This is a genomic window from Streptomyces sp. CA-111067, from assembly GCF_050956065.1.
Taxonomy (GTDB): domain Bacteria; phylum Actinomycetota; class Actinomycetes; order Streptomycetales; family Streptomycetaceae; genus Actinacidiphila.
In genome coordinates this window covers 4,486,623-4,498,449 of the sequence record NZ_CP192103.1, presented here as the reverse complement: position 1 = coordinate 4,498,449, position 11,827 = coordinate 4,486,623, and the positions used below count along the sequence as shown (strand labels likewise).

Sequence of the window (11,827 nt, the reverse complement as noted above, 5' to 3'; positions counted from 1 at the left end):
GCCCCGAATGCGGTTGCCGCGCAGCACGCTACCCATCACGGGCTCCGGCGGTGACCTTACCGAGTTATCCACAGGCTGAGGAACGGGTTGACACCCCTACCGCGGCACACCGACCATGGAGTGAACCGAACGATCGGTCGGTTGGTCCAGGACCGATCGGCGGCCGAGCAGGAGTGGGAGGCATCCGGATGACGACGACGGCGACGACCGCGGCGGCGGGCGGGACGACGGCCGGTCCGACGGCCGGCGGTGCGGCGGCGCGGGACGCGGACGCCCTGCTGGCCGCGTTCGACGCGACGGTGGCCGCGGACGGCAGGATCGAGCCGCGGGACTGGATGCCGGACGCCTATCGGGCCACGCTCGTCCGCCAGATGGCCCAGCACGCCCATTCCGAGATCATCGGCATGCAGCCGGAGGCCAACTGGATCAGCCGGGCCCCCTCGCTGCGCCGCAAGGCGATCCTGATGGCCAAGGTGCAGGACGAGGCAGGCCACGGCCTCTACCTCTACAGCGCCGCCGAGACCCTCGGGGTGGGCCGGGACGAGCTGCTGGACAAGCTGCACGCCGGCCGCCAGCGCTACTCCTCGATCTTCAACTACCCCACCTTGACCTGGGCGGACGTCGGCGCGATCGGCTGGCTGGTGGACGGCGCGGCGATCACCAACCAGGTCCCGCTGTGCCGCTGCTCCTACGGCCCCTACGCCCGGGCCATGGTGCGGATCTGCAAGGAGGAGTCCTTCCACCAGCGGCAGGGGTACGAGCTGCTGCTCGCCCTCAGCCGCGGCACCCCGGCCCAGCACGCGATGGCGCAGGACGCGGTGGACCGCTGGTGGTGGCCGTCGCTGATGATGTTCGGGCCGCCGGACGACGAGTCGGCGCACTCCTCGCAGTCCATGGAGTGGAAGATCAAGCGCCACTCCAACGACGAGCTGCGCCAGCGCTTCGTGGACATATGCGTCCCGCAGGCCGAGGTGCTCGGCCTGAGCCTGCCGGACCCCGATCTGCGGTGGAACGAGGCACGCGGCGCCCACGACTACGGGGCGATCGACTGGACGGAGTTCCAGGAGGTGCTGCGGGGCAACGGGCCGTGCAACGAGGAGCGGCTGGAGCGGCGGCGCACCGCGCACGAGGAGGGCGCCTGGGTCAGGGAGGCGGCCTCGGCGTACGCGGCCAAGCAGGCGGCGGGAAAGGCCGGTCCGGCCGGACCGGCCGGCGGGGAAGACGCGGAGGCGGTCGCATGAGCGGGCAGCAGCAGGGCGACTGGCCGCTGTGGGAGGTCTTCGTCAGGAGCCGGCGCGGGCTGAGCCACAGCCACGCGGGCAGCCTGCACGCGCCCGACGCGGAGATGGCGCTGCGCAACGCCCGGGACCTCTACACCCGGCGCGCCGAGGGCGTCTCGATCTGGGTCGTGCCGTCGGCGATGGTCACCGCGTCCTCGCCGGACGAGAAGGACCCGTTCTTCGAGTCGGCCGCGGACAAGCCGTACCGGCACCCGACGTTCTACGAGATCCCGGAAGGGGTGAAGCACCTGTGAGCACGCAGACCACGCCGTCGACCACACCGCCCGCCACCCCCGAGGCCAGCCCGGCGGCCGCGGCGGCGACCGCCCGCGCCGCGCTCGCGCTGGGCGACGACGCCCTGGTGCTCGCCCAGCGGCTGGGGGAGTGGGCCGGGAACGCGCCGGTGCTGGAAGAGGACGTCGCCCTCACCAACATCGCGCTGGACCTGCTCGGCCAGGCCCGCACCCTGCTGTCCCTGACCGGCGACGAGGACGAGCTGGCCTACCGCAGGGAGCCGCACGAGTTCAGCAACGTGCAGCTGGTCGAGCGGCCCAACGGCGACTTCGCCGACACCATCGCCCGGCAGCTGTACTACTCCGTCTACCAGGAGCTGCTGTACGCGGCGCTGGCCGCCGCCGGCGGCGAGCTGGCCCCGCTGGCCGGCAAGGCGGTCAAGGAGGTCGCCTATCACCGCGACCACGCCGAGCAGTGGACGCTGCGGCTCGGCGACGGCACGGAGGAGAGCCGCCGCCGGATGCAGCGCGCGCTGGACGGGCTGTGGCGGTACACCGGCGAGCTGTTCGAGCCGCTCGAAGGACTCGGCGTCGAGCTGCCCGCGCTGCGCGATGCCTGGCTGGAGCGGGTCGCGGGCACCGTCCGCCGGGCCACCCTGGAGATGCCGGAGGGCCCCGACCGCATCGCGTGGTCGGCGGGGGCGGGCAGGCAGGGCGTCCACACCGAGGCCCTCGGCAGACTGCTGGCCGAGATGCAGTATCTGCACCGCGCCCACCCGGGGGCGTCATGGTGACCACGACCGCCACCCCGCTGGAGGAGGAGCTGCTGCGGCTGGCCGGGGCGGTGCCCGACCCGGAGCTGCCGGTGGTCTCGCTGGCCGAGCTCGGCGTGCTGCGCGGCATACGGGTCACGGGGCCCGGCCGGGTGCAGGTGGAGCTGACGCCGACCTGGACCGGCTGCCCGGCGCTGGACACGATGGCCGCCGACATCACCGAGGTGCTCACCGCGCACGGCATGTCCGAGGTGTCGGTGCGGACCGTGCTCTCCCCCGCCTGGTCCACCGACGCGATCAGCGCCGAGGGCCGCCGCAAGCTAGCCGAGCACGGGGTGGCGCCGCCGCGCCGGCTGCCGGCCGCCGGGGAGCCGGGCCCGGTGGCGGTGGACCTGGCCGTGCGCTGCCCGCACTGCGGCTCCACCGACACCGTGCTGCTGAGCCGCTTCTCGTCCACCGCGTGCAAGGCGCTGCGCCGCTGCGAGTCCTGCCGTGAGCCGTTCGACCACTTCAAGGAGGTGTGAATGTTCCATCCACTGCGGGTGGCGGAGATCCGCCGGCTCACCGAGGACTCGGTGACCATCGCCTTCGAGGTCCCGGAGGAGCTGCGCGCCGCCTACCGCTACGCGCCCGGCCAGCACATCGCGCTGCGCCGGCTGTCCGACGGCCCCGAGGTGCGCCGCACGTACTCGCTGTGCGACCCGGTCGCGGCAGGGGACGGCGCACCGGGCAGTGCCCCGGACGGCGGCTCGCCCGGTGCCGGTCCGCGGCTGCTGCGGGTGGGGGTGCGGCTGCTGGAGCAGGGCGAGTTCTCCACCTACGCGGCCAAGGAGCTGGCGGTGGGCGACGAGGTGGATGTGATGACGCCGGCCGGCCGCTTCGTGCTCGACCCGCGCCCCGGCCGCTTCGCTGCGGTGGTGGGCGGCAGCGGGATCACCCCGGTGATGTCCCAGATCGCCACCGTGCTGTCCCGCGAGCCCGGTGCCACGTTCTGCCTGGTGCGCAGTGACCGGACGGCGGCGTCGACGATGTTCCTGGAGGAGGTGGCGGACTTCAAGGACCGGTGGCCGGACCGGTTCCAGCTGGTGTCCGCGCTGTCCCGCGAGGAGCAGCAGGCCGGCCTGCCCTCAGGACGGCTGGACGAGGCCCGGCTGACGTCGCTGCTGCCCGCCCTGCTGCCGGTGCCCGAGGTGGACGGCTGGTACCTGTGCGGGCCGCTGGGGCTGGTGAGCGCCGCCGAGCGGGCGCTGCGGGCGCTCGGGGTGCCGCGGTCCCGGGTCCACCAGGAGATCTTCCACGTGGACGAGGTCCCCGCGCCGACCCCGGTCGGGGCCCTGATACCCGGCGGCGCCACCGTGCGGGCGACGCTCGACGGGCGCGGCGGCAGCTGGCCGTCGCTGGAGGGCGAGTCGGTGCTGGAGACGGTGCTGCGCAACCGGTCCGACGCGCCCTACGCCTGCAAGGGCGGGGTGTGCGGGACGTGCAGGACCAAGCTGGTGTCGGGCGAGGTGCGGATGGACCGCAACTTCGCGCTGGAGCCGGAGGAGACCGAGGCCGGCTACGTCCTGGCCTGCCAGTCGCACCCGGTCACGCCGGTGGTCGAGGTGGACTTCGACGGCTGACAGGACGCGCCGCCGGCGGGGGCTGCGCGAGGAGGGGCTAGGCGACGTAGCCGTCGGCGCCGCTGTCGTCGACCACCGGGCGGCCGGCGGCCTCCCAGTCGAGCATGCCGCCGCTGACGTTGACCGCGTCCAGGCCCTGGCCGACCAGGTACTGGGTGACCTGGGCGGAGCGCCCGCCGACCCGGCAGACCACATGGATCCTGCCGCCCTCGGGGATCTCGCCGATCCGGCCGACGACCTCGCCCATCGGGATGTGCAGCGCGCCCTCGGCGTGCCCGGCGGCCCACTCGTCGTTCTCCCGGACGTCCAGCACGAACGAGTCGGCGGGCACGGCGGCGGCATCCACCGCGGGCAGTTGGGAGTTGAACATCGGACGCGCCTCCTGAGCACGGGGAGCACGGTCCGCCCGAATCGCGAACCGTTCACAGCAGTCTGGAAAAACTACCTCAGCCGGCGGAGGCGTCCTTGACCAGTTCGGCGAGCTTGGCCTCGCGCACGCCGACCTGGGTGAGCAGCTGCTCGGCGATCTCGTTGAGCAGCGCGTCCGGGTCGTCGGGGGCGAGCCGCATCATCTGGCCGATGGCGCTCTGGTCCAGCTCGGCCGCGATCACCGACAGCTTCTCCTTGCGCTCGGCCAGCCACTCCAGCCGGGCGTAGAGCACCTCGGCCTCGTCCGGCAGCGCCTCCTCCGGCGGCGGCCCGGCCGCCCACTCCTCGGCCAGGGCGCGCAGGGCGTCCTCGTCGGCGTAGGCGTAGGCCTCGTTCACCCGGGCGATGAAGGCGCTGCGGCGCTCCTTCTCGGCCTCGTCCTGGGCCAGGTCGGGGTGCGCCTTGCGGGCGAGCTCCCGGTAGAGCCGCTGGGCCTCCTTGCCGGGCCGGACCCGGCGCGGCGGGTTGGGGTCCTCGACCGGCCGCACGCCGTCGCTGCCGAGCAGCCCGCCGAACAGCTCCTCCACCCCCGGCATCGGCATCACCAGCGCCCGGGCCTCCCAGGCCCGCTCGATGTCGGCGCGCTCACCGCTGTGCGCGGCGACGGCCTCCGCGATGAGGGCGTCCAGCTCGTCGAGCCGGGCGTACATCGGGCCGAGCCGCTGGTGGTGCAGCCGGGAGAAGTTCTCCACCTCGACCCGGAAGGTCTCCACGGCGATCTCGAGCTCGATCAGTGCCTGCTCGGCCGCCCGGACCGCCTTCGCCAGCCGCTCGTGCGAGCCGGCCTCCGGCGCGGCCGAGGCGGCGGAGGAGGCGGTCGGGGAGCCGGTTCCGAAGGTGTTCGTCACCCGGACAGCCTAGGCCCTGCGCCGGCCCGGTGCCGGTGATCAGCCCGGGGGAAGGACGCAACCGCGCGCCCGAGATGTTCCACGTGGAACCACGCCCCCGGCCACATACGGTCCGGCCGCCGTCCGCCCCGCCGCCCCGGCGACAGCGCCCCGGCCCGCCCCCGCGTCAGCCCCACGCCTCCCAACTACCCCACGGAGGGGGTATTCCGGCCATTCGGTCGCCCTGCCCGCCGTTTCGTGCTTGCCTTGGTGCAGGACATCACTCAGCGCCGAACCGCAGGTGCACGACGTTGGACGAGATCACCCGGTATCCCGAGGACACCGACGCAGACCACCACGACGCAGATCACCAGCCCGGGCCCCCGGCCCGGTCACACGAGCAGCGCGACGAGTACGAGCACCGCAGTCCCGAGGCCGTCCGGCAGGTCAAGGCGGTCATCAGGGACGTCCACGACCGGGCCGCGCAGGGCGACGGCCCGGCCGGCCACGACCGCCCGTTAACCGCGGCGGTGAAGGCCGGCGACGACGCCCCGGCCGACGCCGGGGTGGCCGCCCTGCTGCGCCTCGCCGTGCTCTGCGTCGATCCCGACGGCCGGATCTCGTACTGGAACCGCGGCGCGGAGGAGCTCTTCGGCCACCGCTGGGAACACGTCTTCGGCCACCGCGCCTCCGGGCTGCTCACCGGGGCCCGCCCCGCCGCGGCTCCCGCGGCCCGGGCGTCCGGCGCCGTCCCGCAGCACGACACCCTCGACCTGCTGGACGAGCTCACCCAGACCGCCTGGTCCGGCACCCTGGCGGCCACCGACCGGGACGGCACCCTGCGGGACGTCCTGTGGTGGACCTACCGGATCGAGGAGCCGGCCGGCAGCACCCTGCTGGCCATCGCGGCGCACGCCAAGCCGCTGCGCACCGGCGGGCTGCGGATCGCAGTCGGCGGCCGGATGCTGCCGTACACCGCCGAGGGGCCGCAGCGGCAGGACATCGCGCTGGCCGCCGTGCTGGCCCCGGCCGCCGATCCGGCGCAGGCGCACGCCCTGGCCGCCCGGCTGGGCAGCGCGCTGCCCGGAGCGAGCCCCGGCCGGCTGGACCGGATCGCCCGGCAGATCGCGGCGCTCGGCCGGCCCGCGCTGGAGGTCGAGGGCAGCGCCCGGCTGCCCGTCGTGCCGCACGACTACGCCCGGGTGGCGGCGGCGTCCGGGACCGAGCCCGCGCCCAGCAGCGTCCGGCGCGAGATCCTGCCGGGCCCGCGTCCGGTACCGGCGGACCCCGGAAGCCCGCCCGGCACCGTCCACCCCGACGGCACCGGCCAGGACGCGCCACCGGCAACCGCCGGGGAGGACCGTTCGAGCGCGTCCGCGCTCACCGCCGTCCCCTTCCCGGTCCTCACCGGGCTCGGCCCCGGCCACCCGCAGAACGGCGGCGGCCCGCACGCGAGCCAGGCCCGTGCCGAGCACCCCTCCGCCGCCCGGCTGCCCGGCAACGCGCTGGACGAGCAGGTGGCGCTGCTGCGCGAGACCGGCTTCGTCGTCGGCTCGACCCTCGACCTGCACACCACCGCCCGCGAGCTGTGCTCGGTGACGGTGCCGCGCTTCGCGGACTTCGCGGCCGTCCTCGTCGTGGACCAGCTCTTCTCCGACACCGAGCCGCCCAAGGACGACCGCCCGCCGGCCAGCGTGATGGTCCGCCGGGTGGCCACCGCCTACCAGGGCCCGCCGGGCGTCTGGGAGCCGGTGCTGCCGGAGGGCGAGCTGCTCACGCTGGTCGCGAACGGCGTCGTGCCGCGGCTCGGCGAGCCCGTACTGATCCCCATGGTGGACGCCACCCTCGCCCCGGACATCGCCGCCGACCTCGGGGTGCCCGCGCTCGGCCCGCTGCTGCCCGGCCACTCGATGATCATCGCGCCGCTGACCGCGCGCGGCACCGTGCTCGGCCGGGTCTGCTTCCTGCGCTCGCCGGGCCGCCGCCCGTTCGACGCGCGGGACGCGGCGAGCGCGGCCGAGATCGTCGCCCGCGGCGCGGTGCACATCGACAACGCCCGGCTGCACCGGCTGGAATCGCGCGCCGCCGCCACCTTGCAGCGTTCGATGATGCCGACCAAGCCGCCGAAGATCCCCGGCGTCCGGATCGCGCACCACTACATGCCCGGCGACCGGCAGGCGCAGGTCGGCGGCGACTGGTTCGACGCGATCCAGCTGCCCGGCGGCCGGGTCGCGCTGATCGTCGGCGACGTGATGGGGCACGGGTTGCAGGCGGCGGCGGTGATGGGCCAGTTCCGTACGTCCGTGATCACCATGGCCGCCCTCGACCTGCCGCCGGCCCAGCTGCTGCGGCACCTGGACAACCTGGCCCACCGGCTGGGCACCGAACACCTCGCCACCTGCGTCTACGCGGTCTACGACCCGATCAACCGCACCCTCACCCTCGCCAACGCCGGCCACATCCCACCCGTGCTCGCCGGCTCCGACGGGCGCGGCGAGCTGCTGCAGATCCCCGGCGGGGCGCCGATCGGCGTCGGCGGCGTGCCGTTCGAGACGGTGGAGATCCCGGCGCCCGACGGCAGCTGGCTGGTGCTGTGCACCGACGGCCTGGTGGAGGTGCGCGGGCAGGGGATAGACGTCGGGCTCGCCGCGCTCTGCGCCAACGTCATCGAACCGCAGCAGACCCCCGAGGACGTCTGCGCGCAGATCCTGGACCGGGTGCACACCGAGGACCGGGCGGACGACGTGGCGCTGCTCGTCGCGCGCTTCGAGGGCATCGCCCCGCAGGACGTGGTGCAGTGGACGCTGCCGCTGGACTACCGCGAGGTGGCCACCGCCCGGGAGCTGACCCGCCGCCAGCTGGCCGTCTGGGGACTCGAACGGCTCAGCGACACCGCCCAGTTGCTGATCAGCGAGCTGGTGACCAACGCGATCAGCGCCGCCTCGCACGAGGTCGAGGTACGGCTGATGCGGGTCGGCAAGCTGCTCGTCGAAGTCACCGACGACAATCACAATCTGCCCCAGTTGCAGCCCGCGGACGCCGATGATGTGGAGGGGCGCGGTCTCGCGCTGGTCTCGCATCTGTCACGGCGCTGGGGGACCAGCCGGAAGGCGGTCGGCAAGGTCGTCTGGTTCGAGCTCCCGCTGCCCGCCTGAGACAGCGACAGCTGATATAGTTGCAATCTGCAACCTATCGGGGGAGGAGCGGCGCGATGCCGGTACAGGAGTCGTCACAGCAGTCGCCGGCACGGAAGCCGGAAAGCGCGCCGGAAGCGCCGGAGGCACCGGAGCCCGCGCGGCAGTCGGCGCTGGAGACGATCCAGCGCGAGCTGACCGGATTCGCCCGCCGGGCCCGCGCCACCGCCGCGCGGATGCACCCGGACCTCTCCCTGGTGTCGTACACGATCCTGGCGCACCTGGAGGTCCAGCAGGACTGCCGGGCGACCGACCTGGCCGCGCACTACCTGCTGGACAAGTCCACGGTGAGCCGGCAGGTGGCCGCGCTGGAGCGGCTCGGCTACATCGAGCGGCGGGTGGACGCCGCCGACCACCGGGTGCAGGTGCTGCACCTCGCGCCGCGCGGCGTCGAGATCCTGGCGGCGGCCCAGATCAGGCGCCGGGAGGCGTTCCAGGAGCGGCTGGCCGGCTGGGACGCGGACGACCTCTCGCGCTTCGCGGAGTACCTGGTGCGCTACAACCAGGACGCCGCCCCGTACCCGGCGCCCGACCCGGACCCGGACTCGACGGCTGACCCGTACCCGGCAGCGCCCGACCCGGACCTCGCGCCGGACCCGGACCTCGACGCGCCCACGGACTAGTTCTCCGCGGCCCGCACGCCGGCTAGTTCTCGGCGGCCCGAGCGGCCAGCGCCTCCGCGTCGACCTCCGTACAGGGCTGCTCCACGCACGGCCCCGTCTCGGGCAGATACTCCTCGGCCCACCGGGTCAGCTCCTGGAGGGCCGGCCGGATGGCCTTGCCCGCCTCCGTCAGCCCGTAGCTGACCCGCAGCGGCGGCCCCGGATCCACCTCGCGCACCACCAGGCCCGCGTCGGCCAGCTCCGAGAGCCGGTCGGAGAGCATCCGCTCGCTGATCTTGGGGATCGCCCGCCGCACCTCGGCGAAGTAGGCCGCGCGCTGGGTGAGCACCGCCACGATCAGCCCCGTCCAGCGCTTGCCGAACAGCTCGAAGACCCTGGTCAGCCCCACGTCGACGGCCGAACACTCCACGTGCTCCCGCGCCTGCGGCCCCTGACCCATGCTCACAGCGTACTCCCCGCGTACTCACGCACCGTAGGTGCTGCAAAAAAGTAAGTATCTGTGTTATCAATAGCTACGAACGAACTACGGGTTCGTCAGACGTCTTCCGAGAATCTGTGAATGAGGCATCCATGGCCACCCTGCTGCACATCGACTCCTCGGCCTTCCACGAGTCGTCCGTCTCACGCGAGGTCACCGCGACCTTCCGGCGCGAGTGGGAGAGCCAGCACCCCGGGGGCACCGTGATCTACCGCGACCTCGCGAAGGACCCGCTGCCGCACCTGACCGCCGACGGCTTCACCGGCTCCAACACCCCGTCCGAGCAGCGCACCCCGGCGCAGGCCGAGGCCGTCGCGCTGCGCGACGCGCTGGCCGACGAGATCGAGCAGGCCGACGCGATCGTGATCGGCACCCCGATGTACAACTTCACCGTGCCGTCCGCGCTGAAGGCGTGGCTCGACCAGGTGATCATCGGCGGCCGGACGCTCGGCCCCACCTCGACGACGGCCGGCAAGCCGACCACCGTGGTCGCCGCCCGCGGTGGCGGCTACGGGCCCGGTACGCCGCGTGAGGAGTTCGAGTTCCTCACCACCTACCTGGGCAAGGTGCTGACCGAGCTGCTGGCCCTGGACGTGGACTTCATCATCCCGGAGCTGACGCTGGCCAGGACCGTCCCGCAGATGGCACCGCTGATCGACGCCGCCGACGCCTCCCGTGCCAAGGCGCACGAGGATGCCGCGGCGAAGGCCAAGACGCTGGCGGCCAAGCTCGCCGCCGCCTGAGACCGGTAAAGCGCAGGCCCGGGCCACCCGCACACCCGGTCCACCCGCACACCCGGTCCACCGCGCACCCGGCAAAGCGCAGACGGGGCCCCTCGGTTCACCGACCGAGGGGCCCCGCGCGCGTCAACCGTCGTGAACGGTCACCGTCATGAACGGTCAGAGATTGACGCCGAAGTCCTGCGCGATGCCGCGCAGCCCGGACGCGTAGCCCTGCCCGACGGCCCGGAACTTCCACTCCGCGCCGTTGCGGTACAGCTCGCCGAAGACCATCGCGGTCTCGGTGGAGGCGTCCTCGGTCAGGTCGTAGCGGGCGATCTCGGCGCCGCCCGCCTGGTTCACCACCCGGATGAACGCGTTGCGCACCTGGCCGAAGCTCTGCTGCCGGCTCTCGCCCTCGTAGATCGAGACCGGGAAGACGATCTTGTCGATCTCGGCGGGCACGGTGGCCAGGTTCACCTTGATGGCCTCGTCGTCGCCCTCGCCCTCACCGGTGAGGTTGTCACCGGTGTGCTCGACGGAGCCGTCAGGGCTCTTGAGGTTGTTGAAGAAGATGAAGTGCTTGTCGGAGACGACCTTGCCCTCGGTGTTGAGCAGCAGCGCGCTCGCGTCGAGGTCGAAGTCCGATCCGGTGGTGGTGCGGACGTCCCAGCCCAGGCCGACGGTGACCGCCGTCATGCCGGGGGCCTCCTTCGTCAGTGAGACATTGCCGCCCTTGGAGAGGCTGACACCCATGGTGGATCTCCCTGCTCAGTTCGGCGCGGGCCGCGCCTCTTGACGATTCCTTTGCCCAATGGCTCCAACGGACACCACCCTGCCCCGGTTCCCGGCGCTCTGCCACCCTGACGGGATTTCCTTGTCGTCCCGCCGACAACCCCCGAGCCCTCACCCGACATTCCACTGTTGACAGGTCATTGAGCGACCTTCTATGTTTGCCATGTCAAACTTGGAATGACGAGATCGGGCGCCGTCGAGCGGCGCGGATCGCCGTCGGACGCCGGAGGGCAACGCCATGAACTACCTGCGCGGCTTCATCCCGTGGATCGCCTTCGCGGCCGTCTCGCCGTTCGGCTGGCAGTGGGGCGCCCTGGCCGGCCTGCTGCTCGGGCTGCGGCTGGTGGTCAAGTACCGCAGGGCGGGCGAGGCCGCGGACTCGCTGATCCTGGAGCACAGCACGCTGCTGTACTTCGCGGTACTGACCGCCGTCGCGTTCGCCCGCACCGACAGCGGCCTGCACCACTACACCGGCGCGCTGTCGCTCGGCTGGCTGGCGGTCACCGCCTGGGCCACCCTCGCCGTCCGCCGCCCGTTCACGCTGGGCATCGCCCGCCGGCAGACCCCGCCGGAGATCTGGCACACCCCGGTGTTCCTGCGGGTCAACGTCGTGATCACCAGGGCCTGGGCGGCGGCCTTCACCGTGACGGCCGGCATCCTGACCGCGGTCGCCGCCGCCGGCCTCGGCGCCGCGGTCTCCGTTCCCGTGCAGGTCGCCGGCTTCGTCCTGCCGGCGGTCTTCACGGCCCGCTACCCCGCCCGGGTCCAGGCCCGCGCGACCGCCGCGAACCCGCCGGTCCCGGTGACCGGGTCCTGACCCGAGACCCGAGACCCGAGACCCGGCCCCGGTCGCC

Annotated in this window: 13 protein-coding genes; 9 read left to right on the top strand and 4 right to left on the bottom strand. The window is 73.3% G+C overall.

What is annotated here, in order from left to right:
- The first annotated feature begins 188 nt into the window (after window positions 1-188).
- The 5 genes from paaA to ACQPW6_RS19575 are packed head-to-tail and all read left to right on the top strand — an operon-like array spanning window position 189 to window position 3,908.
- Window positions 189-1,241, top strand: coding sequence for a 1,2-phenylacetyl-CoA epoxidase subunit PaaA (gene paaA / locus ACQPW6_RS19595; RefSeq protein ID WP_433890940.1), 1,053 nt, complete (start codon window positions 189-191; stop codon window positions 1,239-1,241).
- Window positions 1,238-1,534: a 1,2-phenylacetyl-CoA epoxidase subunit PaaB gene (paaB, locus tag ACQPW6_RS19590; RefSeq protein WP_433890939.1), complete on the top strand. Its 297-nt coding sequence runs from the start codon at window positions 1,238-1,240 to the stop codon at window positions 1,532-1,534. Before paaA ends, paaB begins: the two co-directional genes overlap by 4 nt.
- Window positions 1,531-2,307: a 1,2-phenylacetyl-CoA epoxidase subunit PaaC gene (paaC, locus tag ACQPW6_RS19585; protein WP_433890938.1), complete on the top strand. Its 777-nt coding sequence runs from the start codon at window positions 1,531-1,533 to the stop codon at window positions 2,305-2,307. Before paaB ends, paaC begins: the two co-directional genes overlap by 4 nt.
- Window positions 2,301-2,810, top strand: coding sequence for a 1,2-phenylacetyl-CoA epoxidase subunit PaaD (gene paaD, locus ACQPW6_RS19580; RefSeq protein WP_433890937.1), 510 nt, complete (start codon window positions 2,301-2,303; stop codon window positions 2,808-2,810). The genes paaC and paaD overlap by 7 nt, the downstream gene beginning before the upstream one ends.
- A complete protein-coding gene (locus ACQPW6_RS19575; protein WP_433890936.1) occupies window positions 2,811-3,908 on the top strand; it encodes a 2Fe-2S iron-sulfur cluster-binding protein in 1,098 nt (365 codons plus the stop codon).
- A 37-nt stretch (window positions 3,909-3,945) separates the two neighbouring features.
- Here ACQPW6_RS19575 and ACQPW6_RS19570 read toward each other — a convergent pair whose 3' ends face one another.
- Together ACQPW6_RS19570 and ACQPW6_RS19565 are read right to left on the bottom strand one after the other, a co-directional pair.
- A complete protein-coding gene (locus ACQPW6_RS19570) occupies window positions 3,946-4,278 on the bottom strand; it encodes a rhodanese-like domain-containing protein (RefSeq protein WP_433890935.1) in 333 nt (110 codons plus the stop codon).
- A 76-nt stretch (window positions 4,279-4,354) separates the two neighbouring features.
- On the bottom strand, window positions 4,355-5,185 hold the full coding sequence (locus tag ACQPW6_RS19565) for a hypothetical protein (protein ID WP_433890934.1): 831 nt from the start codon (window positions 5,183-5,185) through the stop codon (window positions 4,355-4,357).
- A gap of 290 nt (window positions 5,186-5,475) precedes the next feature.
- Between ACQPW6_RS19565 and ACQPW6_RS19560 the strand changes: the two genes are divergently transcribed.
- Entirely contained in the window at window positions 5,476-8,319 is a 2,844-nt protein-coding gene (locus tag ACQPW6_RS19560; protein ID WP_433890933.1) for a SpoIIE family protein phosphatase, read from the top strand.
- A 152-nt stretch (window positions 8,320-8,471) separates the two neighbouring features.
- Complete coding sequence (locus tag ACQPW6_RS19555) at window positions 8,472-8,981, top strand: MarR family winged helix-turn-helix transcriptional regulator (RefSeq protein ID WP_433894592.1); 510 nt, start codon at window positions 8,472-8,474, stop codon at window positions 8,979-8,981.
- A gap of 22 nt (window positions 8,982-9,003) precedes the next feature.
- Here the strand turns inward: ACQPW6_RS19555 and ACQPW6_RS19550 are convergent, their stop codons facing one another.
- Entirely contained in the window at window positions 9,004-9,420 is a 417-nt protein-coding gene (locus ACQPW6_RS19550) for a winged helix-turn-helix transcriptional regulator (RefSeq protein WP_433890932.1), read from the bottom strand.
- Between the two features lie 131 nt (window positions 9,421-9,551).
- On the opposite strand from ACQPW6_RS19550, the gene ACQPW6_RS19545 reads away from it, so the two are divergent.
- The gene (locus ACQPW6_RS19545; protein WP_433890931.1) at window positions 9,552-10,202 is read left to right on the top strand and encodes an FMN-dependent NADH-azoreductase; all 651 of its coding nucleotides are present in this window, start codon (window positions 9,552-9,554) and stop codon (window positions 10,200-10,202) included.
- A gap of 156 nt (window positions 10,203-10,358) precedes the next feature.
- Here the strand turns inward: ACQPW6_RS19545 and ACQPW6_RS19540 are convergent, their stop codons facing one another.
- On the bottom strand, window positions 10,359-10,934 hold the full coding sequence (locus tag ACQPW6_RS19540) for a TerD family protein (RefSeq protein ID WP_433890930.1): 576 nt from the start codon (window positions 10,932-10,934) through the stop codon (window positions 10,359-10,361).
- 277 nt (window positions 10,935-11,211) lie between these two features.
- Here ACQPW6_RS19540 and ACQPW6_RS19535 point away from each other — a divergent pair, with 277 nt between their 5' ends.
- Window positions 11,212-11,790: a hypothetical protein gene (locus ACQPW6_RS19535; protein WP_433890929.1), complete on the top strand. Its 579-nt coding sequence runs from the start codon at window positions 11,212-11,214 to the stop codon at window positions 11,788-11,790.
- Window positions 11,791-11,827 lie beyond the last annotated feature (37 nt).